This is a genomic window from Bacteroidales bacterium, from assembly GCA_021648725.1.
GTDB lineage: Bacteria > Bacteroidota > Bacteroidia > Bacteroidales > JAADGE01 > JAADGE01.
This window is the reverse complement of the sequence record JAKISF010000006.1, coordinates 51,539-74,853: the sequence shown is the minus strand read 5'-3', so window position 1 is coordinate 74,853 and position 23,315 is coordinate 51,539. Positions and strand designations below refer to the sequence as shown.

General features: G+C 32.0%; 25 protein-coding genes. 17 read left to right on the top strand and 8 right to left on the bottom strand.

The annotated features are described in order from the left end of the window. Positions 1-92: 92 nt before the first annotated feature. Positions 93-788, top strand: a complete 696-nt coding sequence (locus tag L3J35_03805) for a fibrobacter succinogenes major paralogous domain-containing protein (protein ID MCF6365308.1) — start codon at positions 93-95, stop codon at positions 786-788. 2 nt (positions 789-790) lie between these two features. Here the strand turns inward: L3J35_03805 and L3J35_03800 are convergent, their stop codons facing one another. From L3J35_03800 to L3J35_03770, 7 genes are all read right to left on the bottom strand, one after another. Then, positions 791-1,168 (bottom strand): DUF1987 domain-containing protein, encoded by a 378-nt coding sequence (locus L3J35_03800; GenBank protein MCF6365307.1) that lies wholly within the window; start codon positions 1,166-1,168, stop codon positions 791-793. Between the two features lie 516 nt (positions 1,169-1,684). Continuing rightward, positions 1,685-4,225 carry a T9SS type A sorting domain-containing protein gene (locus tag L3J35_03795; protein MCF6365306.1) on the bottom strand — a complete coding sequence of 847 codons (2,541 nt, stop codon included), beginning with the start codon at positions 4,223-4,225 and terminating at the stop codon, positions 1,685-1,687. An 89-nt stretch (positions 4,226-4,314) separates the two neighbouring features. Further along, complete coding sequence (locus L3J35_03790) at positions 4,315-4,698, bottom strand: DUF1987 domain-containing protein (GenBank protein MCF6365305.1); 384 nt, start codon at positions 4,696-4,698, stop codon at positions 4,315-4,317. A gap of 89 nt (positions 4,699-4,787) precedes the next feature. Continuing rightward, on the bottom strand, positions 4,788-6,665 hold the full coding sequence (locus L3J35_03785; GenBank protein MCF6365304.1) for a M1 family metallopeptidase: 1,878 nt from the start codon (positions 6,663-6,665) through the stop codon (positions 4,788-4,790). 127 nt (positions 6,666-6,792) lie between these two features. Continuing rightward, a complete protein-coding gene (locus L3J35_03780) occupies positions 6,793-7,905 on the bottom strand; it encodes an LOG family protein (GenBank protein MCF6365303.1) in 1,113 nt (370 codons plus the stop codon). A gap of 71 nt (positions 7,906-7,976) precedes the next feature. Then, entirely contained in the window at positions 7,977-9,527 is a 1,551-nt protein-coding gene (citF, locus tag L3J35_03775) for a citrate lyase subunit alpha (GenBank protein MCF6365302.1), read from the bottom strand. 68 nt (positions 9,528-9,595) lie between these two features. Then, entirely contained in the window at positions 9,596-10,273 is a 678-nt protein-coding gene (locus tag L3J35_03770) for a phosphatase PAP2 family protein (protein MCF6365301.1), read from the bottom strand. A gap of 139 nt (positions 10,274-10,412) precedes the next feature. Between L3J35_03770 and L3J35_03765 the strand changes: the two genes are divergently transcribed. Together L3J35_03765 and L3J35_03760 are read left to right on the top strand one after the other, a co-directional pair. Beyond that, positions 10,413-11,180, top strand: a complete 768-nt coding sequence (locus L3J35_03765) for a class I SAM-dependent methyltransferase (protein ID MCF6365300.1) — start codon at positions 10,413-10,415, stop codon at positions 11,178-11,180. Between the two features lie 88 nt (positions 11,181-11,268). After that, positions 11,269-12,069: a glycerol acyltransferase gene (locus L3J35_03760; GenBank protein ID MCF6365299.1), complete on the top strand. Its 801-nt coding sequence runs from the start codon at positions 11,269-11,271 to the stop codon at positions 12,067-12,069. A 16-nt stretch (positions 12,070-12,085) separates the two neighbouring features. On the opposite strand, the gene L3J35_03755 is transcribed toward L3J35_03760, so the two are convergent. Continuing rightward, positions 12,086-13,486 carry a S8 family serine peptidase gene (locus tag L3J35_03755; GenBank protein MCF6365298.1) on the bottom strand — a complete coding sequence of 467 codons (1,401 nt, stop codon included), beginning with the start codon at positions 13,484-13,486 and terminating at the stop codon, positions 12,086-12,088. Between the two features lie 54 nt (positions 13,487-13,540). Here L3J35_03755 and L3J35_03750 point away from each other — a divergent pair, with 54 nt between their 5' ends. From L3J35_03750 to L3J35_03685, 14 genes are all read left to right on the top strand, one after another. Continuing rightward, positions 13,541-14,611: a hypothetical protein gene (locus tag L3J35_03750; protein MCF6365297.1), complete on the top strand. Its 1,071-nt coding sequence runs from the start codon at positions 13,541-13,543 to the stop codon at positions 14,609-14,611. 2 nt (positions 14,612-14,613) lie between these two features. Continuing rightward, positions 14,614-16,629 carry an excinuclease ABC subunit UvrB gene (gene uvrB, locus L3J35_03745; GenBank protein MCF6365296.1) on the top strand — a complete coding sequence of 672 codons (2,016 nt, stop codon included), beginning with the start codon at positions 14,614-14,616 and terminating at the stop codon, positions 16,627-16,629. A 45-nt stretch (positions 16,630-16,674) separates the two neighbouring features. After that, positions 16,675-16,878: a hypothetical protein gene (locus L3J35_03740; protein MCF6365295.1), complete on the top strand. Its 204-nt coding sequence runs from the start codon at positions 16,675-16,677 to the stop codon at positions 16,876-16,878. A 131-nt stretch (positions 16,879-17,009) separates the two neighbouring features. Further along, on the top strand, positions 17,010-17,207 hold the full coding sequence (locus tag L3J35_03735; GenBank protein ID MCF6365294.1) for a hypothetical protein: 198 nt from the start codon (positions 17,010-17,012) through the stop codon (positions 17,205-17,207). Between the two features lie 165 nt (positions 17,208-17,372). Further along, a complete protein-coding gene (locus L3J35_03730; GenBank protein ID MCF6365293.1) occupies positions 17,373-17,600 on the top strand; it encodes a hypothetical protein in 228 nt (75 codons plus the stop codon). Positions 17,601-17,721: 121 nt separating this feature from the next. Next, entirely contained in the window at positions 17,722-17,895 is a 174-nt protein-coding gene (locus L3J35_03725) for a hypothetical protein (GenBank protein ID MCF6365292.1), read from the top strand. Then, the gene (locus L3J35_03720) at positions 17,861-18,346 is read left to right on the top strand and encodes a DUF6169 family protein (GenBank protein MCF6365291.1); all 486 of its coding nucleotides are present in this window, start codon (positions 17,861-17,863) and stop codon (positions 18,344-18,346) included. Before L3J35_03725 ends, L3J35_03720 begins: the two co-directional genes overlap by 35 nt. Positions 18,347-18,382: 36 nt before the next feature. Continuing rightward, positions 18,383-18,916: an ORF6N domain-containing protein gene (locus L3J35_03715; protein MCF6365290.1), complete on the top strand. Its 534-nt coding sequence runs from the start codon at positions 18,383-18,385 to the stop codon at positions 18,914-18,916. A gap of 228 nt (positions 18,917-19,144) precedes the next feature. Beyond that, complete coding sequence (locus L3J35_03710; GenBank protein ID MCF6365289.1) at positions 19,145-19,555, top strand: hypothetical protein; 411 nt, start codon at positions 19,145-19,147, stop codon at positions 19,553-19,555. After that, positions 19,542-19,745, top strand: coding sequence for a hypothetical protein (locus tag L3J35_03705; GenBank protein MCF6365288.1), 204 nt, complete (start codon positions 19,542-19,544; stop codon positions 19,743-19,745). The genes L3J35_03710 and L3J35_03705 overlap by 14 nt, the downstream gene beginning before the upstream one ends. Before the next feature lie 91 nt (positions 19,746-19,836). Beyond that, positions 19,837-20,298 (top strand): hypothetical protein, encoded by a 462-nt coding sequence (locus L3J35_03700; protein MCF6365287.1) that lies wholly within the window; start codon positions 19,837-19,839, stop codon positions 20,296-20,298. Beyond that, on the top strand, positions 20,295-21,851 hold the full coding sequence (locus L3J35_03695) for a transglutaminase-like domain-containing protein (protein MCF6365286.1): 1,557 nt from the start codon (positions 20,295-20,297) through the stop codon (positions 21,849-21,851). The genes L3J35_03700 and L3J35_03695 overlap by 4 nt, the downstream gene beginning before the upstream one ends. Positions 21,852-21,871: 20 nt before the next feature. Further along, entirely contained in the window at positions 21,872-22,339 is a 468-nt protein-coding gene (locus L3J35_03690; protein ID MCF6365285.1) for a hypothetical protein, read from the top strand. Between the two features lie 62 nt (positions 22,340-22,401). Next, positions 22,402-23,301: a hypothetical protein gene (locus L3J35_03685; GenBank protein ID MCF6365284.1), complete on the top strand. Its 900-nt coding sequence runs from the start codon at positions 22,402-22,404 to the stop codon at positions 23,299-23,301. Positions 23,302-23,315: the final 14 nt, after the last annotated feature.

The following is a 23,315-nucleotide window of genomic DNA, read 5'->3' as shown; positions in this document are numbered from 1 at the left end:
TTATATATTTCACTAAAAAAATACAGATTATAGCTTAGTTGTTTTAAAATAAAGATGTACTTTTGTGTTTTCAAAAAGAAAAAATACATAAAATGAAAATTAAAGATTTGTTTATCGTAATTTCTTCTCTTTTTTGTTTGTTGATATTTAGCAGTTACAGTTCAAAGGATTCCGGTTATTGTAAATTTAAACTCGGTATAATGAAAGATATTGAGGGTAATTTATATAAAACAATAAGTATTGGTGAGCAGGTATGGATGTTGGAAAATTTGAGAGTTGAAAGTTACAGAAACGGAGACCCTATTCCTAATATTAAAAATAATAATGAGTGGCAATCTACCATGAAAGGTGCTTATTGTAATTATAATAATAATTCGAAATATTCTTCTCAATACGGAAATCTTTATAACTGGTATGCTATAAATGACAAACGCCATATTGCTCCGGCAGGTTGGCATGTCCCTAATGATAATGATTGGCAAAAATTAATTGATTACCTCGGAGGTGAAGATATTGCCGGAGGCAGATTGAAAGAGAGAGGATTTAAGCATTGGGATAAGCCTAATATGGATGCTTTTGACTCGTTTGGTTTTAAAGCATTACCCGGAGGTATAAGATATGCAACAGGTAAGTTTTACAACTTAGGTTCGGGAGGTTATTGGTGGTCATCAACTGAAAAAGATGACGGATTCGGTATTGTTTATCACGTTTATTATTTCTACAGCAATATTTACAGATATAATCTTTATAAAGAATTAGGTGTTTCTGTAAGGTGCATTAAAGATTAGAATTATATAGATTTTATTGTGAAAGGTATGTCAAAAATTCCTGATAAATCTTCTGCAAGTTCTTCATTGTCTTCATCATCGCCTTCAAAGTACCAAGTAATTGAGATATTTTTTCCTGCTTTTCTGTATTCAACAAACTGTATCATAATTTGCATAATATTTTTATACGACATGCTGTTTAAGATATTTATTGAGAATACACAGTTCATATCGCATTCTATTTTGGGCATCTCTTCTTCTACCCACTTTATAACTTTCTCATAAACTTTTTCATAGATATTATCTGAATAAGAAGAACCGATTATTTCAAAAGTGCAATTTTCAACAGATAAGTTGACTTTTGGGGTAAATTTAGTTTCAGGCAAAAATAAATCTTTCATAGTATTAATGAGTTAGTATAAGTATTTTAATATAATACGCAGAAAAACCTCAAAAGGTTGCATTGAAACAGAAAGAACAAAGTAAAAAACAGCGACTATTTGCAATGTTTATATATACAGACAGTTACTGTTGGATAACTAAGTAACTTATATTCGCTTAATCTTATTATTACATTATTTAGTGTAGGGTTTTGATTATAATAAGTAAAGAAACAGGTCGCTTATCAAAATATCACATAATTGTTTAGGAAATATTCATATAAGCAACCTACGGAATATTATTTAGGGCTTGCTGAAAAACGCTAATATATTTATTTTTCAGTCATTTATAAGATTATTTACATATACAAGTGCAAGGTTTTTAATTCATTCGCCCTATTTCCCTGCACTTGTGTAAAATATTTTAGCTGCCCACAGGCACACTATCTTTCAAATTTCTCTTATTTCGCAGTATTTATATACGACTTCAAACGAGAAACTTGAAATCTAATGCACCTGTGAGCTTTTCAGCAAAACCTATTTAATAATAATTTTTTCTGTTAAAACAGTGCTGTTATTTCTGAAGTTAATAAAATAAATTCCGCTTTTTATCTCTTTTAAGTTTATATTCAGAGTGTGATTATTAACAAAATATTCTTTTATGGTTTTACCGGATATGTTACTTATAGTGACTTTATAGTCAGCATCTGTATTAATTGTAAATAACCCTTTTGACGGATTGGGATAAATTGATATTTCCGGTGTTGATAAAATTGAAACTCCGATATAGGAATTTACTGAAACATCAAACATGCAAGTATTTGAATTATTTGCTTCGTCAATAACTGTCCAAACTATAGTTGTTGTACCCTGAGGCAATACAGCACCATCAAGTGTTTCAATATTATTTAAATCATTAATGACACTTGCAATATTGCAATTATCATTAATTGTAAGCGGGTCAAATTCTGTTCCCGAAACTGAGTATGTGTTTGTATTATCAGCATTAACTGTCTGATTGTCTATACATATTATTTCAGGGTCGGTAACATCAATAACATCAACATTAAATGTAACAAAATCTGCATTTCCTAAATCATCTGTTACTGTTAATGTTATGTTATTTGTATTTCCTGAAATAGTTATTCCGGGAATCGGATTTTGTGTAACAGTTAAATCTGTATCACAATTATCTGTTGCAATAATATCTCCTGTATAATCTCCCAGAAATGCTTCGCAATTTAAATCGGCATTTGTTGTAATATCATTGTGTGTAGATGTTATAAAAGGGTCGGTAACATCAATAACATCAACATTAAATGTAACAAAATCTGCATTTCCTAAATCATCTGTTACTGTTAATGTTACAGTATTTGTATTTCCTGAAATAGTTGTTCCCGGAATCGGATTTTGTGTAACAGTTAAATCTGTATCACAATTATCTGTTGCAATAATATCTCCTGTATAATCTCCCAGAAATGCTTCGCAATTTAAATCGGCATTTGTTGTAATACCATTGTGTATAGATGTTATTAAAGGATTTTCATTATCCAAAATAATTACGGCATTTTTTGAGTTTACCGAACCGTGAATATTCGTAAGTGTACATCTGTATATGTAGTTATTCATACTTACTGATACATTAGAAATCTGTAAATTATCAGACGCAGTATTAGAATATATACCTCCTTCCGGAATATCATTAAAGCTGTTTCCGTTGTCGACACTTAATTGCCATTTATATGTATCTGTATTATACCCGCTTACGGAAAAAAACACATTGGAGGCAGGACAAATATTTATATTATCAACAGGCTGAGTACTAATATGCGGCAATAATGAGGAGAAAAGATAAACCGAACCCGAATTACTTCCTAAATCATCATCATTATAAGAACTTATAATTGCATTATCTCCAAATATAGATACTGATTTGCCAAAGTAGTCAGAAGCAGCACCGTCAGAAGCTGTTAATTTTAATGTTTCACTCATATCAGACCATCCCGAAGTAGGTTTCACAAACAAATATACAGAGCCGGAAGCACTTCCGTTATCATCATCTTCAAAAGAACTTACCAATACATAATCACCTGAAACACCGACAGAATAGCCGAAATAATCAGCAGCATTAATATCGGAAGGGGTAAATTTTGCAGTTTCCGTGGCACTTTCCCACCCGGACACTGGTTTTTCGAATAAATATGCAGCACCGGCATCTATTCCCGGATTATCAGCAGTATTTGCACCGACAATTATATAATTATCAGAAATATTAACAGACATACCAAAACTATCATCAGCAGCCCCGTCTGAAGCAGTAAACTTTGCAGTTTCTGTCATATTTGCCCAACCCGAAACAGGTTTTGTGAAAAGATATGCAGAGCCGGTTGCTACAGAACTAATTTTATCTTTTCGAGAACCAACGACAACATTGTTTCCTGATATAGAAACTGATGAAGCAAATCCATCAAATGTTTCTCCGTCAGAAGGAGTTAATCTTACTGTTTCTGTCATATCCGTCCATCCTCCGGCGGGCTTTTCATAAAGATATGCTGTATTATACCAGTTTGTGAATTGTCCTACAACTATATTGGTGTCGGAAACAGAAACAGACCAACCAAAATTATTTCCTGCTGTAAGGTCTGTCGGGGTCAGTCTTGCTGTTTCTGTCATATCTGTCCATCCTCCGGCAGGTTTTTCAAAAATATATGCAGCTCCGGATGAAATTGTTCCTACTTTGTCACCATAGGCACCAACAACTGCATAGTTTCCGGAAATACTGACAGAAAATCCGAAATTTTGGTTTGCAATCGGATTAGACGGTCTTAATATTGCGACTTCTTCCCAAGTTCCTAAATTATTATAAAAAATATAAGCTACTCCGGAGTTATTTGCATACGTATCTTTCCAGTTTGATCCAATAATTGCATAGTTTCCGGATATAGATACACAAATCCCGAAATAATCTGACGCTAAACCGTTACTTGCAAGTAATTTTTGAACTTCTGTATTAGGTTGGGCGTTCATTAATAAAGAAAAAAAGACAGTAGTTAGAAAAAAGAAAATTTTTTGCTTCATTTTATTAAGGTTTTCAGTTAAAAATGTCTAAAAATAGTGATGGTATTTTGGTTATTGCCTTATTATAAGATAGTTATATAATTGTATTTTTATTCGTTATCGAAATCAGAATTTTCTGAAATATTAAAAGGGATTAAAGTATAGTTTGAAAAATCTTTTGCTGTTTCTAAAATATCAATATCGCCTTTATCACATATCCAATGTATTGAAAGTTTTTTCCCTTTTTTGTAGAAGTAGTCCAAGCGATTAATAATTTCAATTATATTTTTTAACGAGGCACTGCTTATAATTGAAAAATAAAATTCAATTTTAAGATTACATTCCAATGCCGGAACCTCTTCGTTAACCCATTTCAATACCTTATCATACAGTTTATTGATTCCTACATAATATGATTTTCCTTTTATTTCAAATTTACAGTCGGATACAGATAAATTAATGTAGGGTGTGTCAATTGTTTGTTTTATTACCATCTTTATTCACTGTTTGCAATTAATCCTTAAAGATAATCTTAATATCTTTAATACTATCATAAAAAAGATACTTTAAGAAAGGTAAAAATTTAAAATAGTTCTTTAATATTATCATCCGGATAAGCATCAGGAATTGTTTCTGTATTTAAAATAAGTTTCTTCAAGCCTTTTTTCGGAACATTTACTTTATACGTTTTTTCTCCTTTTGTCCAAACTTTCATATTGTATTTAATGTGTTTTGTTTCTCCGTTTTTGTATTCGGCTGTTAAGTCAACAGGAACAGGAAAACCTGTTTTATTTTCAATAATTATGATAGTTTCGTTGTTTTCTGTATTTAATATTTCTTTTATTTTTAAGTCTGCATACCCGATTTCAAAAAACCAAGGTTTCCAAAACCAAGCTAAATTTTCTTCGGCAACTTCATTAAAAGTAAAGAAAAAATCGTAGGGAACAGGATGTTTTCCGTTCCATCGTTCCGTAAATAATTTTAATCCTTTTGTAAATTTTTCTTTACCCAAATATTTATATAATAAAAAAAATGCAACGGATGAACGAGCATATGCTTGAAACCTGTAAGCATAACGACCTACATTGTCAGAAGGAATCATTAAGGGAACATCATTGAATGTTCCTGCGTAACGGTTATATGATTTAATATTTCGTTTAAAGAAGATAAAATCATTGTCGTTTGTATATTTTTTAAGAATAAATTGCGGAAAAAATGTAATTAAACCTTCATCCATCCATGCGTATTTTTGTTCGTTTAAACCCGTGTAAAACGGAAAATATGAGTGTCCTATTTCATGTGCGGTAACATATAGGGTTCCGTTTCGGTTTCTTGCATCTCCGTCGTTTATCATTCCGGGGAATTCCATACCGCCTCCGCCGTTAAATGCCGTAAATTGAGGGTAAGGGTAGGGAACACCGGGAATTTCTTCTGTAAAAAAGTTAATGGAATTTTTACTTATTTCAGCAACTTCATGAAAATCTTTTGAGTCGGGTTTATAAACCGCATTAACAGAAATACGTTTGTTGCCTGATTGTGTGCTTGTTGCATCCCATAAATATGTTCGACTTACTGCAAAAGCAAAATCAGGTGTTTGTTCCGATTTGAATTTCCAAGTATGAAATTTGCTTTTTTTCAGAATATTTGCTTTTTTCCTGTCATTTTCAGTAATAATATGAATAACACCCTCTGTTGTTTTTGACTTCTCAATACGCTTAATATATTTATCTGTGTATAAGTCTTTTGTGTTTTGCAAAATTCCGGTTGCCCAAATTTGATAATCTCCGGGAACTTTAATTTCAATGTCATAATTGCCGAAATCGTTATAAAACTCTTGGCTTCCTGAGTGACCGTGTGTGTTCCACCCTTCAATATCATCATAAACGGCAACTTTCGGAAACCAATAGGCTATAAAAAAGTTGTCTTTGTTATATGTTCCCATTCTTATTGTTACTGTTCCCGGGAATAATAAATTCCAATTAATTTTAATGTCTGCTTTTTTGCCGGGAGCTAATTTTACTGGCAGTTTTATTCTTAATATTGAAGAATTGTTTCTGATATTTTTTGAATTTATATCTATTTCCTGTCCTTGATATACAATTTTTGTTATTTGCACACCATCTGTTAAATCTGCTGTACCTATGTCCCAATCTCGCATATTTCCTTTCTTGTAAATATCTTGGTAAATATTGAAATAGAAATATTCTAAACTGTCGGAACTGTTATTTGTATAAGTTATTGTTTCTTTACCGTTAAGCAAACGAGTTTTGGGGTTAAATTCTGCTTTTATTGAATAATCAATTTTATTTACAAAATAATTTTCCCCTGCTTCTCCTGTATATGAGCGAGTTCCGTTTTCATATGCTCTTTTAATTTCTTTCGGCATATATAATTCAGAAGTTTTTTGAGCAAAAGTATTAATTGAAATACTGATTAAAATAATAAAAGTTAAATTCTTCATTTTAAATGACTTTTAAATTAGTTTACCAAAGTTGTAAAATAAAAAAGTATTAAACAACAATAATCTACATTAAGTATTTTTCTTACATACGAATTGCAGGAGTTTTTTTGAATTATTTTTAATGAATCTATGAGAACTTATCTAATTCAGTTTTTATTTCGTCAATTGTGTTACAAACAGATAAGATTAAATTTTTAAGTTTTCCTCTTGAAACTAAATCCTCGATGTAAGTGTAAACGGGAGTTTCTTCAGTCCAAAATTGTTTATTCATAAATATCATCGGGCTGGCATAACCGAAACTCAGATAATGGTTTTGTGTTATTTCCTGGAACACTTCTTGAATTGTGCCTGCACTTCCGGGCGAGAAAATAATTCCGCCTTTGGCAATAGTAAGCAAGCCGTCTTCTCTTACACTGTTGGCAAAGTATTTTGCAATTTTAGTTGCAAAAGGGGTGGGCGGTTCGTGTCCGTAAAGCCAAGTTGGTATTCCGAGACTTTCGTATTCTTTCATATCGGGGTATTTATCAATAACTTGCATGGCTGTATCCATCCATAATTTATCTTTGTAAAGCGGTGCTTGGTCTAATATTGAAAATGCATCTTCTAATTCCTCAAATGCTCTGCCGGCAAACCAAGCTCCTACATGTGTTGCTTCCATTGCACCGGGACCTCCGCCTGATGTCATTAAATAACCGTTTTCGGTAAGTTTTTTAGAAAGGTTTACTACTTTTTTATAATCTTCGGTGTTTCTGGGCAAACTGTGCCCACCCATTATTGCAATAACTTTTTTTTCATCGTATTTATCCAGAAAGTCATACAGAGCATCGGATATTGAATGGTCGTGTAAACGCCTTGCAAGTGTTTCTTTTATGCTGTCGGCTTCTTTTCCTGTTTCAATAAAGTGGTTGTAAACAAGTTTATCAAAGGTATTTTCGTATGTTGCAGGTTTTCCTGTGATGTATGCACCGTATAAATCATTTTTTGTGTATAATGAATTAGGATAAACATTATAGGGAACATCTAATTTAGGAAATATAAAATTTTCTTTTTCGATGTGTTCTTTTATTTCGTCATTCATGTTGCAACCGAGGAATATACAGTTGCTGAAATAATACTTTAATACAGACTCTTCACAATTCTGTAAATCAACATTTTGGAATGCTGTTTTGTTTATTATTCCGCCTGCTTCTTTAAGTATTTTTTTTAGTTCTTTTTCTGATTCTATTTCTTTGTATTCCATTAAATTGAGAAAGTTTAAATTTAAAAAAAATATAGTAAAATAGTACTTTAAAATGATTTGTCAAGTATAATCTACTTTAGTTTTCTCACAACATCTATTACCGTTCCGTCAACCCATTTAATTGCAGCGATAATTTCATCGGTAAATTCAGGTTTTTTAGGTTTGCCGCATATTTTTTCTGCTTCGTCTTTTAATTCTTGTATTGTTTTAATAGGTAATCCTGAATTTTTACTTGCTTCAATTAAATCTTTTCGCAAAGGATTAATTGCAATACCCCTTTCGGTTACAATAACGTCAATAAGCTCGCCCGGACCGACAAGAGTAGTAACTTCATCAACAATAACAGGAATTCTGTTTCTGAAAAGCGGTAACGGAAGTATAACCGTTTTACTGAACAGGCAATTTTGCCATCCTCCTATTCCGTGCATTAATAACCCATCGGAGTGTGTAACAACATTGCCGTTAAAATTAACATCAACTTCGGTTGCACCGAGAATTACGACATCCACCATTTGTGCAAAATTTCCTTTTCCGTGATAGTTGTAACTTGTAAACGGACTTGTCCAAGTATGATTCTGATTTTCTCTCATTGAACGAACTCCTTCTAAATCAAAAGTTTGCCCGTCAAGTATATATTCAATTAAACCTTCTTCAAGCATGTTTACAAGATATTTGTTACTGCCGCCTCTTGCAAATCTTGCTTTAATCTTTTTCTTTTGCATTATTTCTCCGAAATATTTGCTTACGGCAAGCGAAGTTCCTCCTGCACCGGTTTGAAAAGAAAATCCTTCTTTAATAATTCCGGTTGCTTCACAAAATTTAGCAGTCATTTCTGCTAAAAGAAGTCTGTCCGGACTTTTTGTTATTTGCGTTGTTCCGGAAATAATTTTATCCGGATCTCCGGCTTTTTCTATTTCAACAGTATAATCAACATAATTTCCTTGAATTTGCCACGGCATGCACGGAAAAGGCACCATATTATCAGTAACGACAATTACTTTATCTGCATATTGAGAATCGGCAAGGGCAAATCCGAGCAAACCGCTTGCAGAATCACCTGTAAGTCCGTTAGCATTACCGAACGAATCAGCTGTACCGGCAGCAATTATTGCAATGTCAATTTTTACTTCTCCGTCTTGCACGGCTTGATATCTTCCGCCGTGAGAACGTAATATTGCAGTTCCTTTCATTTTTCCTTCGGAAGTAAATTTGCCGAGCGGGCCGTTCATACTACCTTCAATACGGTTTATTGTTCCGTCTTCAAGATATTTTATCATATGTGCATGACAAGGAAAAGATGCTGAAGGAAACCAACGTAAATTCTTAATACCAAGTTCTTTTGCAATATCAAAAACTTGGTTCATAATTAAATCTCCGTTTCTGAAATGATGATGATTGGAAATTGTCATTCCGTCTTTTAAACCGGCTTTAATTAATGCTTCTTTTAAAGATGCAACACGTTTATCTCCGTTTTCTGGAAAATCAGCAACTGTTGAAATTTTTGGTGCGTATTTTTTGCCCTCGGGTTTATATTTGCCTGCTCCCATAAAGGGAACTTGTTTTTCTCCGTTGATTTCTGTCGGAACCATTCTGCCGGCAGCATTTTTAACTAATTTTGACATAATATTGTATATCTTAATTGTTTGAATTTTTATACAAATTTAATAAAGCAAATTTATTTAAAAAGATGTTATATATCAGATTTTATTTTTTTAGACAGTAAAGACCGACTTAACCATGATTTATCACATTTGTTTATGTAATAATATGCTATTAATGTTATAAGAAAACCTATTAAAGAGCCGGCAAATATATCTCCTAAAAAATGCCAAGACAAATAGACCCTTGAAAATGTTGCTGATAAAGCAATTATAAAAAATATAAGTTTTAACATTTGATTTTTAACAATTATTGATAATAAAAAGAAAACAACAAATGCAGAAGCTGAGTGTCCTGACGGAAAGGAGAATAAAGTTCCGGGGTCAGCCCCTTTAACAAAATGCAAATTATAATTCCCTTTATAAAAATATTGAAAGACAAATTTAGGCCTGAAACAGTCAGCAAAAATAATTCGTTTTAAAAATTGCACCGTTATTGCCGTCATAAAACTTGAAACAGCAAACATCACAGCCCATTTATATCGAATAAACAAAAAAACTAGAGTTATTAATACGGCAAGAATACCATGTCCTAAATGTGTCCAATATTTAAAAAAGAAATCAAAGGAAAAGTTATGATATTTATTAATAAAAATATGTATTTCAGTTTTATCATAAGTTAGCAGAAAATATACGGAAATTAAACAGAAAATAAGATAAGGAATGACAAATACCTTATTTTTAATAAGTATGTTTAAAATCTCTTTCATTTTGTACAAAAGTAACAATTTGAACTAAATTATTGTGATTTAATAAAAATATGAACACATTAGAAAAATAAAATTTTGTGTTACAAAAAAATACTTCATTTTTGTATTGTCAGTAATATATATTTTAAAAAAGATTTAAATGAAGGAGAAATTAAGAAGTTTATTTTTTAAAATTTGGTATTGGTATATCAGTACAATTGATAAAAATGCCGAAGTTATATTTATGAATTTCGGATATTCAAAAGACAGTAATAAAATTGATTTGAAAGAGGAAGATGAGCCTAACAGATATTCTGCTCAATTATATCACCTTGTTGCTTCCGGTGTAGAAATAAAAAACAAAAATATTCTTGAAGTCGGTTGCGGAAGAGGCGGCGGACTGTCCTATGTAAATCGTTATTTTTCACCTGCAAAAGTAACAGGGGTTGATTTAAACAACAAAGCAATAGAATTTTGCAAAAAATATTATAAAGAAGGAAATGAAACTTTCTTTCAGGCAAATGCACAAGTTTTGCCGTTTGAGAATGACAAATTTGACGTTGTATTAAATGTAGAATCTTCACACAGATATTTACAAATGGATTTGTTTTTAAATGAAGTAAAAAGAGTATTAAAAAAAGGAGGATACTTGTCTTTTACAGATTTCAGAGAAAGCAATGAGATTGAAGAACTTCATAAACAAATAGTTGATGCAGGATTCATCATTGAACAACATGAGGATATTACCGAGAATGTTGTTGAAGCTTTGAAAACAGCAACACCTGACAGAATAAAATTAGTTGAAAAATTGGCACCGAAATTTTTACACAAGTTAGCTAAAAACTTTGCTGCTGTTGAAGGTTCTGAAACTTATAATTTTTTTAAAGACAAACATTACAAATATGTGTTTTATGTATTAAAATATTAAATATTTTTTCCGTAAAAGAAAGAAATATTATTTTAAAGAGACTTTTAAAGTTAACTGTTAATTTTTCAGAATAAACATCAAGCTATTAATGAAACATATTGATATTAAGTCAATTCTAAAAAATGGCCATTCTAAGGCACACAAAAATTTACCGAATTTTGTTTATAGGCTTATTGCAAAAATAATTAAAGAAGATGAGCTAAACAGAATAATGGATAAATATCACGCTTATCACGGGATTGATTTTTTAAAGAAAATTGCTTCATATCTTAATGTAAAAGTTGATGTTGAAGGTCTTGAAAATTTACCTGAAAACGGAAGATGTTTTTTTGCTGCAAATCATGCATTCGGGTTTATTGACGGATTAATAATAACAAAACTCATAGGGGAGAAATACGGAGAGTTGAAGTTTGTCGGAAACGCAATGTTTAAAGCAATTCCTAATTTACATCCTTTAACAATAGGTGTTAATGTTTTAGATAAATCTCCGAGAGGAAGCTTAATTGCTCTTAACAAGGCGTATATGTCAAATGTACCTATCACTCATTTTCCCAACGGAGAAGTTTCAAGGATTTACAAAGGGAAAGTTCAAGATAAACACTGGCAGAAAGGATTTATAACAAAAGCAATTTCCGGTAAACGTGATGTAGTCCCTATACATTTTTACGGAAGAAATTCAAATACTTTTTATTTTATATACATATTGCGAAAGATATTCTTCATCAAATCAGAAATTGAATTTTTTCTGCTTCCGAGAGAAATGTTAAAAAAGAAAAATAAAACAATTAAAGTAAAAATAGGCAAACCTATACCACACTCTACTTTTAACAAAAGTATGAGTCATGTGCAGTGGGCACAAGAAATTAAAAAAATAGTTTACGATTTATAAAAATAGGACAGAAAAATTACTTTCTGCTCCTTGCTTTTGACAGTTTTTTCAAATATAAATCAGCTTTATTAAAATCCGGTATTCCGTAGCCGTAATCAGCATCGGGATTTGTAAATCTGTCAGAAGATTTATGTAAAGCATCAATTATCTCCATATTACTGAATTCAGGATTAGCCTGCCATAAGCACGCAACTGCACCGGCAATTATAGGACCTGAAAAAGACGTTCCGTTTGAGGGGTAAACACCTCCATATCTGCCGATTACCCATGCGAAAGTACCTTGTGCCATAACATCAGGTTTAATACGGTTATCACTACTCGGCCCTCTTGAACTGAAATTAGATACTTTACCGTTACTTTTTGTAGCTCCCACTGTTAAAACGCTGTCAGCATCAGCAGGAGAAGTAATATACTTCCATGAATTACTTCCTTCGTTCCCCGCACTTGTTACAACTAAAATTCCTTTTGCGGAAGCAATATCAGCTGCAATAGAGGAAATAGCAATATCTCCGTTCATATCTTCGTATGTATGACTTGTAGATTCATCATCAAAATCATTATAACCCAAAGAAGAATGGATTATATCAACTCCCAGGCTGTCGGCATACTCTGCAGCACTCAGCCAATAATACTCTTCAACTAAGTATTCAGATCGTTCATCTTCCGACCTTAGTAACCAGTAATTTGCCTTAGGAGCAGAGCCGATTAATTTACCCGGTAAATTTGCAGCAATAGTTGAAAGAACGCTTAAACCGTGTGTTGCATCGTCATAAACATCACCGTCTCTTTCAACAAAATCTTTTGTGCCTAAAATTTGTCCGGCTACTCTTACGCTGTCAAAACCGGCTAATGAATCAACACTATAAAATCCTGCATCTAAAACAGCAATTTGAATACCTTGTCCCATATAACCTTTATTATGAAGATTGTGAAGATTCAGCATTTCAATTTGATTTGTTCCGCTTCCGTAGTCTAATACAGATTCCTTATCAGATATACTCTCAATATCAATATATTTATTTTTCTTTTGTTTATTTTTTTTCTTTTTTTCATTTTTTCTTTCAGAGTTAGTTACGAAATCAAGAGAATTCAACTTTTTTAAAAGATTTGCATTTTCTGTATAAACAATAACACAGTTCATCCATTTTGAAACTGCGTATATTTCAAAACCTAATTCTTTAACTTTGTTAATATAATTCTTATTTACCGGCATATCTTGTAATGTAACAGGAATATTATACTTTTGTCTTCGCTTAATTGCTCGTTCTGATAAAAAATCACTCGGTTTATTTACAGAATAAAAAGATGTATCTTTATCAATAAAATTAATAACATAAGTGTCAGGGGCAACTCTATATTGTCCGTATAGCGTTATTAATAAGCAAGATACGAAGATTAGTGTTAAAAGATATTTCATATTACTATTAAATTTATTATTAAAACGAAAACAAAAATAATATTATATAAACAAATGAAAAAAATAATAATAATTCTCACAGGTGTATTTCTTTTGTTTTCTTGCAATAATGCAGCAGATAAAAGAAATAAAAAAAACAAAGTAAAAGATCTTAACACTGAAAATGCTGTAAAAAGTCATGACAAATATTTAATAGCTTTTTACAATGTCGAAAATTTGTTTGACACAATAAATGATCCTTTTACGAAAGATGATGAATTTACTCCGCAAGGAATAAAACATTGGAGCAGCAAGCGTTATTACAAAAAACTGGATGATTTGTCTTGGGTATTAAGTAATTTAGGAAACGATTTACCTGCAATAATCGGTTTAGCAGAAGTTGAAAACAAGCAAGTTGTTGAAGATTTGGCAAAAAACAAACAACTTATTTCGGGAGATTATAAAGTTGTACATGAGGAAAGTCCTGATACCAGAGGCATTGATGTTGCCTTGATGTACAGAAGCGATTTATTTGAATATATTTCTCATAAATCAATAAAAGTTATTATTCCTTCTGCACCTGAGGCAAAATTAAGAAATATATTATATGTAAAAGGAAAGTTTGCAGAAAGCAATGAGATTTTTCATATATTTGTTAATCACTGGAAATCAAGAAGGGGAGGGAGAGAAGAAACCGAATTTAAGCGTGTTGAAACTGCAAGAATATTAAAGTCTGAAACCGATAAAATACTTGCAATTAATAAAAATGCAAATATTATAATAATAGGTGATTTTAATGATGAACCTAAAAGCAAAAGCCTGAATAAAACATTGTTTGCAACAAATAACACTAATAACCCGAAAGTAAACGAGTTACATAACCTTCTGTATAACAGGTCCATGAGAGGAGAGGGGACTAATTCAAGAAATTACAAGTGGTTTATGTTGGATAATTTAATAGTTTCTCAGGCTTTAAATGACGGAAAAGATTTTTACGCCGAAGAAGGCCAAATCTTTAAAGATGAAAAGATATTGTATTATAATGCAAAAGCAAATTTTAAAACACCTAATAAAACATACGGCGGCAAAAACTATTACGGCGGTTACAGTGATCATTTGGCTGTTTATTTTATTTTGAAAAGGTAAAGGTGAATTTCAAATTAACATCAGATTATAAACCAACCGGCGACCAACCGCAAGCAATTTCAGAACTTATTAAAGGAATAAGGGCAGGAGAGAAGTTTCAAATTTTGCAGGGTGTAACCGGTTCAGGAAAAACTTTTACGATTGCGAATGTAATTGAGCAACTTAACAGACCTGTATTAGTGCTTAGTCATAATAAAACCCTTGCTGCCCAGCTATACGGCGAGTTTAAATCTTTTTTTCCGAAAAATGCGGTTGAATATTTTGTTTCTTATTACGATTATTATCAACCCGAAGCATATCTTCCTTCCTCAAATACATACATTGAAAAAGATTTATCAATAAATGAAGAAATTGAGAAGTTACGTTTAAGCACAACAACATCTTTGCTTACCGGAAGGAGAGATGTTATTGTTGTTTCTTCAGTTTCATGCCTTTACGGTATCGGAAACCCTGAGGATTTCTATTCAAATTTAATAGAAGTAAAAACAGGCAGTAACTTAGTAAGGAACAAGTTTTTACGCGACTTAGTTTCAAGCTTGTATTCAAGGAATGATTTAGCATTCAACAGAGGTAATTTCAGAGTTTCAGGAGATACGGTAGATATTTTTCCTGCTTATAGTGATACAGCAATTCGTGTTTCTTTTTGGGGAGAGGAAGTTGATGAAATACTTACTTTTAATCCGATAGACGGACATACAATTGACAAATTAGACTATATAAGAATATACCCCGCAAGTATTTTTATGACAACGAAAGAGAGGTTAAATAAAGGGATTGATCAAATTGTTTTGGATATGGGTAAGCAAGTTGAATATTTTAAAGAAGTCGGTAAACATTTGGAAGCAAAACGAATTGAAGATCGTGTAACCTATGATGTTGAAATGATTAAAGAACTTGGTTATTGTTCGGGAATTGAGAATTATTCACGATATTTTGACGGAAGAAAACAAGGAAGTCGCCCGTTTTGTTTGTTGGATTATTTTCCGGAAGATTTTATTGTTGTTATAGACGAAAGCCATGTTACTTTACCGCAAGTTCATGCTATGTACGGCGGCGATCGGTCAAGAAAACAAAATTTAGTTGAATACGGTTTCAGATTACCCGCAGCAATGGATAACAGACCTTTAAAATTTGAAGAGTTTGAAGCTTTTGAAAAGCAAACAATATATTTGAGTGCAACCCCTTCAGATTATGAATATAAAAAAACAGAAGGGGTTGTAGTTGAGCAAGTTATAAGACCAACAGGATTAATTGATCCGTCAATTGATGTACGTCCCAGTTTAAATCAAATTGATGATTTAGTTGCAGAAATCAACCTGCGAGCTAAGATCAATGAACGTGTTCTGGTTACAACTTTAACAAAGCGTATGGCAGAAGAATTAGCAGAATATTTCGATAAAATACGGGTAAGAAGCAGATATATTCATTCAGATGTTGATACAGTTGAAAGAGTACAAATAATGGAAGATTTACGCAGAGGTTTATTTGATGTATTAATCGGAGTTAATTTATTACGTGAAGGTCTTGATTTGCCTGAAGTTTCTTTAGTTGCAATCTTAGATGCTGATAAAGAAGGTTTTTTACGTTCAGAACGCTCTCTTACGCAAACTGCAGGTCGTGCAGCTCGTAATATAAACGGAAAAGTAATTATGTATGCCGATAAGGTTACGAAATCTATGCAGAAGACTATTGATGAAACGGATCGTCGTATGGAGAAACAATTAAAATATAATGAAAAGCATAATATTACACCGACACAAATTAAAAAGGAAATCGGAAAAATACAATTGACCGGTAAACCTTCTAATCAAACAAGTTATTATGATAAAAATGGAAATAAATCTTCAATCGCAGCTGATCCTGTCATAAAGTATATGTCAGCAACAGCGTTAGAACAAGCTATAAAAAATACTAAGGCCAAAATGCTTAAAGCAGCCGAGGATTTAGATTTTACAAGTGCAACAGTTTTTAGAAACGAACTTGAAGAGCTGCAAAAACTGTTAGTTTTAAAAGATTAATTTTATTTTTTTGTTAACTATGTGTTATAACATAAATCAAGCATTATGAAAACAGTAATTATAAATGACAAAATAAAATCGGGGCAACTTTTTTTGGAGTTTCTCAAAACTCAATCATGGGCAAAAATTGTTGAAGCTGAAAAAACGCCGAATGCAAGAGCAAGGCGTGCTATGAAAAATGCAGAAAAAGGGGCAAGAGTTACAGAAACTGAAAACTTTGAGGATTTTATTACTAAACTAAATTCTTAGGATGTATATGAAGTTCCTCACAGGTTTTTTATAATCTACTTTTGTCTCATAATTAATACTCTGTTCAGCATCAAGCAATACTGCATTTTAACATAAAAAATACAATTTGATAACAATAAAAATCAACAATCATGCGAAACTACAATTGTAAATTAATTGACGTAAACAACGATAAGTTGTTAAAAAAATGGAATACCGAAATAGTGCCGGATATAGGCGACAAAGTAAAAATTAACAAAGACGAAACCCTTTTTGTCGTGCAGCGAGAATTTAACGTAAGCAACTCTGCCGACATTAAAGTTTTCGGTATGCTCAATGTTCCCGTTTGATTTTTTGAAACTTTTGTTATATCTTTGTGGTTCCAAATCACAAGATATGAAAAATATAAAACGGACTTTGCACGGTGCCGGGAAAGGAAACTTACCGGAACGCTTACTTGTGAGCGTGGAACACCTTACGGCAAAGTCTTTTTTATTTACCCAAAATCCAAGAAAATGAAAAATTTTTTAATGATCAACGGCGAGCAACAATTTTTAACCGAAGCTCAAACACAATTAATTGATTACGTTTTAAGTCCCGGAGCAAAAGAAAAAGCCGAAGAGCTTAAACTCCTTTTCCGAATCGTAATTTACGACAGCGAAACCCCTATCGACCGCACTGAAAAAGATGCCTTGCTCACATTAAATCAATTGCAAGAATTTTTATCGGAAGTAACGGAATAAACATAAAAGCCCGGCAAAATGTCGGGCTTTTATGTTTTCGAAACAATATTTGAAGTTTTTCTGTAAATTTTGATACGCAAATAAAAAAAAGTTGTAAGTTTGCAATATAAAATTTTCTATTATGGAAAGCACGGTAATTAAAATAACAGTAACCGAAGAAAATAAAAATCATCCTTTTGTAAAATTTATTCAGAAATCGGCAGAAGATAAGCGAATAATAAAAGAACATATTCAAGCCGGTAAGAAATTGAGTGATTTAAATGAAAGAGGAATTAAGTTTAGAAAGCCCTTATAAGATTTTTTTTGAGGACGAAGAATATTTTTTTAATACAAACTCCGGAATAAAATACATTCTTTATTTTAAAGATGTAAATTATTTCGGAATTTCTTATTTAGATAAAAATATTTCTGAATTTATTTTTAACCCTGAAACAGGAAAAGGAAGAAATGATAAAAACATAAGACTTACCGTATTTTCTATTATAAAATCTTTTTTCTCGAAAAACACAGATAATGTTCTTTTTTATATTGCCGATAATTCCGACAATAAACATAAAGCACGCAAACGTCTTTTTAATAAATGGTTTAAAGAAAACAATCTGAAATTAGAAAAATTTGATTTTCAATTAAAGGACGGAGACATTATCTATTACGGTTCTTTAATATTATCCGAAAATAATACTTACTACTCTGAATATAAAAGTGAAATTAATAAAACACTAATGGCTTTTAAAAACGCTAAATAACCTCTTTGCTTATAAATTTGCCCGAAAATAAAAACAATGGACAAAAACAACGAACTTGCAATACCCGATGAAATCATTAAAGACAAAATATATTTCATACGAGGACAAAAAGTAATGATTGACAGGGACCTTGCCGAACTCTACGGCGTGGAAACAAGAGTTTTAAAGCAGTCAGTAAGAAGACACATAAAACGCTTTCCGGAAGATTTTATGTTTCAGATGACAAAAGAAGAGTTTGAAAACTTGAGGTCACAATTTGTGATGTCAAGACAACACGGCGGTACTCGTTATCTTCCTATGGTATTTACCGAGCAGGGCGTTGCAATGCTTTCAAGTGTATTAAACAGCGACCGTGCAATAATGGTAAACATTCAAATCATAAGAACATTTACAAAAATACGTCAAATGCTTTCTTCACATAAAGAAATTTTATTGAAGCTCGAACAAATTGAAAGCAAAAATCTTGAATACGACGAAAAGTTTATGTTAATATTCGAGTATTTAAAACAACTTGAAGAAACAAAACAAACCGAAGCCGAACAAAAAAACAGAAAAAATATAGGATTTTAATTTCTTTCCTGAAAAAACATTTTTCAAAGCAATATCTTTTTAATTTGATATTGCTTTTTTTTGTTTAAAAAGATATTGATTTGATGTTTTTCACACCCGAAAAAAACTACTTTAATATCACTTAGCTTAAAATCAAAATACCCTTATTTTCTTTATATAAAATTCCTATGAAAAATTAAAGGTTTCGCATAGGTTTAAAAAAGGTTTTTTAACGATAAATTAAAGGTTATGTTTTTACTCGAATATGAAAAAAGAAAAATAATGCTCGAAACAAATGAGCTTGATTTAACTAATGAAAATTTAAAAACAGCTTACAATCTTCTTTGTCATTACGAAAGCATTCGTGAGGCAAAAGTTTATTTTGATAATGAACTTCCCGAAAAAATAAACGGCAGATATATAATCAAGTACAGAAAAATTATTTTTTTTAATGTACGAACAAAAAACAGAATTTTAATAAAACCTGATAAATATTGGCTTTTATACTTGCTGCATGAATTTACACATCAACTTTTAGTACGAGATATAGGATTTACCGGACACGGACAAAACTTTAAAAAACTTAACGAATATCTTATAACTCGTTATTTCGATGTTATTTATAAACTTCTTATCGACATTCAAAATGAAAAAAAATGATAAAGAATATTTAAAGCCGTCAGAACTTCTTAAAAACGAAAAAATAAAAGCTCGTTTTAAAAATCCTCGTAACATCGGATATTTTGTTATGCTTTTTTCCGATAAAATTGATTTTTTAAGAACATCACGCAGTATATTGATTAACAAAGACTTATTCATAAAATTCTCAAAGCATTGCGACACATTTTAAATTTTTGTCGGTAATTGCTGTAATTTCAGATATTGCCGTGTATAACATCTTGCTTTAAGTTTGCACAAAGTTTTAATGTAAAAAAAGGCAGATGTTAAAATTATTATTAGCGGCAGCAGGTATTTTCGGAGCAAGTAAGTTGTTTAGTGCAGCTTCAACGGCAAAAGCTGCCGATAATTTGCAATTTAATCCGTCTGCTGTAAAGTGGCAAGGCTTTAAAAACGGAGCTTTTAACTTTAACATCATTTATAAAATCATTAATCCTGTTAATAAAGATATTAATATTTCATTTCTTTTTTGCGATGTGTTTTTTACCACAGGCACAAAAATAACAAGCATAAATAAGCAAAATTGGAATTTAAAAATACAAGCCGAAGCACAAACAAGTGTTTCAGTTCCGGTAAAAATTTATTTAACCGATTTATTATTTATCGGCTTAGATGTAATAAGAGAACTTAAAGCAGGAAATTTCCCCGATAAATTAAAATTAAAAGGTTACGTAAAAGTAAATGATTTTACCGTGCCTTTTGACGAAACAGTTCAAGTAATATGAGAGCGGCAACTTACGACATAGAAAAAGTTTTAAAAACAATTCCGGAAGCATCCGGAAAAACTTTTGTAATCGGCACAGGCGGAATTGATTTAACAATTGAAACAATTCTTAAAACCGTAAAACAAAATACCGATGCTTTAAAAGAATTTGCCGAAGCAATACAAGGAAATACACTCGAACAAACAGCATACAATATTTGGCATTTCATAAAAACAAATATCAAATACGTAAAAGACAAACCGCTCACCGAAGAAATTCGCACACCTCAAAGAACACTTGCCGACAAAATAGGCGATTGTGATGACTATTCAATTTTTGCGGCAACAATTCTTAAAGCTCTCGCTTACGAACCGTTTTTTTATATTGTTGCTTTTAACGGTGCCGAAAATTACGGTCATATTTACGTCGGAGTTGATAATTTAATAATCGACGGTGTTATGCCCGATTACGGAAAACATCCCGACGGCATCACAAAAACAATGCTTGTAAAACTTAACGGAAAGCGAAAAATAATTTATCGAAATCCGCAAACAATTAATAATACGGCTATGTTAGTAGAACAATTGGCAGGAATGCCGAAAAATGATATTTCGGAGCTTATCAATTCCGAACACGTACGATTAACCGATTTGGCAGGTCAATTAACCGAAGAGGAAAAAGAAGACTTAAATAAAATCAGAGTTCTTAAACTTTTAAGCGGAAATCCGTATCGTGATTATATGCTTGAAATAATGCCCGATATTGCCGGTATAGATACTAATTTTAACATTTCTTTTCATAACGAAGAAGATTTAAATGAAGCCGAAGAGCTTTTAAATGAATATGAAAAACTTCAAGGTCTCGGCGATATTGACGGTCTCGGTAAACTCTTTTCAAAATGGAGAAAAAATAAAGACAAACGCAAAGCTCGCAGAAAAAAGTTTTTTTCAAAAGTTAAAAAAGTTTCAAAAAAGGTAACGAAGTTTACAAAAAAATATGCTTTGGCACCGGCACGAGGAGCCATTTTATTACTTCTTAAATTAAATTTGTTTAAGTGGGGTTCTCGTTTGTGGTTGTCATATTTGCCTGAAAGCAAAGCACGTTTATACGGTTTTGATATGGATGCTTATTATAAACTTATAGCTTTCCGTAAGAAATTTGAAAGATTTTTTGAAAAATCAGGCGGAAAGAAAAAAGCAATTTGGAACGCAGTTAACAGCAGAGGAGCTAAAATTGCACGAAAAAAATACGGCATAAGCGGTCTTGGTGCAATACCCGAAGCGACATTAGTCGGCTCTTCGTTACCTTTTCTTTCTTTTCTTAAAAAAGCTTGGAGTTCTGTTAAAGGTTCGTTTAAAAATATGTTTGCAAAAGTTAAAGACAGCAAAGTTTTAAAAACTGTAGTTGATAAGTTTAAAGATGCAAACCAAGATGTAAAAGAGCCGGATTATGAAAATGCGGCAGATGCAGAGGATTTTGCAGCTGAAAAACCTAAAACCCCCGAAACCGAAAGTAAATCAAATATGCTGCTTCCGTTGGCTGCAGCAGGTTTATTGTTAATGTTTATTCTGTAATTAATTAAATATCAAATATCATGGCAAAGAAAAAATCAAAATTATTCAAATCTAAAGCCGAAATAAAAAAATCTTTACAAAACAGCATAATGGAAAGTGTCGTTGCTGCCGGAAGCGGTGTTGCAACATCATTTGTATATACTGCCGTTAAAGAAAAAATTCCTGCAAAATTTCAGAAATTCGGCGGTGTCGGTATTATCGCAGCAGGAACCGGCTTAAATATTTATGCAAAAGACCCGCTCGTAAAAGCAGCTGCAAACGGAATTACAACTGCAGGCGGAGTTCACACGGTTAACGAACTCGGTCCGGATGAGCTTAAAGCAAAGCTCGGTTTATCTCTTGAAGGTCTCGGAAACGCTACCGGAAATACCGATAAACTTACCGAAGAAGAGTTAAGGCAAATTGAAAAAGAAATGTCTGAAAGTTTAGCAGACGAAGATGACGATGAAGAAGTACCGGTTGAAGTTCCCGGACTTAACGAAGAGTAAAAACGAACTTTACACAAAAAAGTAATAATCAAAGTCTATTAATATTTTAAAATCAAATCAAAATGAAAAAGTTTAAGAAAATTTTATTTTTAATTGCAGCATTTATCGGAGCATTCGGTTATCAATTGGTTGCTGCAAACACATACGTAATGAATTACGAAAAAGAACTTGATGCAATGAGTAATATGCTCGGTATTGAAATTGAAACCGATGAGAACGGCGAGCTTAACGATCCTGTCGTAGAACTTGAAGGTATCGGCAGAATTGTCAGAGGAAAATCTTTTGACCCTCGGTCTATAGTAAAAAAACTTGACAGGGCAAGAGCGAGTTTAAGAAGACAGGAATTATATCAAAACGTATCAAGTGTAATCACTCCTACACAAAGGTATATTTACGGTGTTAAGCCCAGATTAGACTCAAATACTCAAAAAAGAATTGAGAATAAAGAGCTTGAATATACAGATGCTTTTATATATTATACCAAAGGATATACAAACATATCCGGTAATAATCTTATTATTCATTCGAACGATACTATCGGTGTCGGTTATTCTAATCTTTTAGAAAATGGTATTGTTCCGTCAGAAATGATAATGGCTGCAACTTTCTTCGGTCTCGAGACAAATGCCTATGATACTGCAACACAAAATATTTTCAATGGTATTTTTGCAAGTGGTTATCAAAAAGCTGGATTCCGAAATGCCGAAATCGAACTTTTAATTAATGGGAAAGTTACTGTTAGTGTTCCTGTTTTTTTAATGAGAGAGTCTCGTATTTTTAAAGGAGCACAGCCGGTTAATATGTCATTAGGTATTAATCTCGAAAAACCTATATTAATAAAACCGGGCGACCGTATTAATTTTAACTTAAGAATGGCTGAGGGAGCTGCTATTGCAAACACAGGAACCCTAAAAACAGGTGTTCGTGTTATCCTTGCCGGGAGCGGAACAAAAGGCAAATAAGCAGTTGTTTTTTC

Excerpts from the sequence above, each read along its gene's own strand:
- L3J35_03770 (MCF6365301.1), bottom strand. The coding sequence starts at position 10,273 with ATGAAAGAGATTTTAAACATACTTATTAAAAATAAGGTATTTGTCATT.
- citF (MCF6365302.1), bottom strand. The coding sequence starts at position 9,527 with ATGTCAAAATTAGTTAAAAATGCTGCCGGCAGAATGGTTCCGACAGAA.
- L3J35_03755 (MCF6365298.1), bottom strand. The coding sequence starts at position 13,486 with ATGAAATATCTTTTAACACTAATCTTCGTATCTTGCTTATTAATAACG.
- L3J35_03700 (MCF6365287.1), top strand. The coding sequence starts at position 19,837 with ATGTTAAAATTATTATTAGCGGCAGCAGGTATTTTCGGAGCAAGTAAG.
- L3J35_03725 (MCF6365292.1), top strand. The coding sequence starts at position 17,722 with ATGGAAAGCACGGTAATTAAAATAACAGTAACCGAAGAAAATAAAAAT.
- L3J35_03795 (MCF6365306.1), bottom strand. The coding sequence starts at position 4,225 with ATGAAGCAAAAAATTTTCTTTTTTCTAACTACTGTCTTTTTTTCTTTA.
- L3J35_03720 (MCF6365291.1), top strand. The coding sequence starts at position 17,861 with ATGAAAGAGGAATTAAGTTTAGAAAGCCCTTATAAGATTTTTTTTGAG.
- L3J35_03765 (MCF6365300.1), top strand. The coding sequence starts at position 10,413 with ATGAAGGAGAAATTAAGAAGTTTATTTTTTAAAATTTGGTATTGGTAT.
- L3J35_03740 (MCF6365295.1), top strand. The coding sequence starts at position 16,675 with ATGAAAACAGTAATTATAAATGACAAAATAAAATCGGGGCAACTTTTT.
- L3J35_03695 (MCF6365286.1), top strand. The coding sequence starts at position 20,295 with ATGAGAGCGGCAACTTACGACATAGAAAAAGTTTTAAAAACAATTCCG.
- L3J35_03785 (MCF6365304.1), bottom strand. The coding sequence starts at position 6,665 with ATGAAGAATTTAACTTTTATTATTTTAATCAGTATTTCAATTAATACT.
- L3J35_03730 (MCF6365293.1), top strand. The coding sequence starts at position 17,373 with ATGAAAAATTTTTTAATGATCAACGGCGAGCAACAATTTTTAACCGAA.
- L3J35_03780 (MCF6365303.1), bottom strand. The coding sequence starts at position 7,905 with ATGGAATACAAAGAAATAGAATCAGAAAAAGAACTAAAAAAAATACTT.
- L3J35_03690 (MCF6365285.1), top strand. The coding sequence starts at position 21,872 with ATGGCAAAGAAAAAATCAAAATTATTCAAATCTAAAGCCGAAATAAAA.
- L3J35_03705 (MCF6365288.1), top strand. The coding sequence starts at position 19,542 with ATGAAAAAAAATGATAAAGAATATTTAAAGCCGTCAGAACTTCTTAAA.
- L3J35_03760 (MCF6365299.1), top strand. The coding sequence starts at position 11,269 with ATGAAACATATTGATATTAAGTCAATTCTAAAAAATGGCCATTCTAAG.
- L3J35_03750 (MCF6365297.1), top strand. The coding sequence starts at position 13,541 with ATGAAAAAAATAATAATAATTCTCACAGGTGTATTTCTTTTGTTTTCT.
- L3J35_03800 (MCF6365307.1), bottom strand. The coding sequence starts at position 1,168 with ATGAAAGATTTATTTTTGCCTGAAACTAAATTTACCCCAAAAGTCAAC.
- L3J35_03685 (MCF6365284.1), top strand. The coding sequence starts at position 22,402 with ATGAAAAAGTTTAAGAAAATTTTATTTTTAATTGCAGCATTTATCGGA.
- L3J35_03805 (MCF6365308.1), top strand. The coding sequence starts at position 93 with ATGAAAATTAAAGATTTGTTTATCGTAATTTCTTCTCTTTTTTGTTTG.
- L3J35_03710 (MCF6365289.1), top strand. The coding sequence starts at position 19,145 with ATGTTTTTACTCGAATATGAAAAAAGAAAAATAATGCTCGAAACAAAT.
- L3J35_03715 (MCF6365290.1), top strand. The coding sequence starts at position 18,383 with ATGGACAAAAACAACGAACTTGCAATACCCGATGAAATCATTAAAGAC.
- L3J35_03790 (MCF6365305.1), bottom strand. The coding sequence starts at position 4,698 with ATGGTAATAAAACAAACAATTGACACACCCTACATTAATTTATCTGTA.
- L3J35_03735 (MCF6365294.1), top strand. The coding sequence starts at position 17,010 with ATGCGAAACTACAATTGTAAATTAATTGACGTAAACAACGATAAGTTG.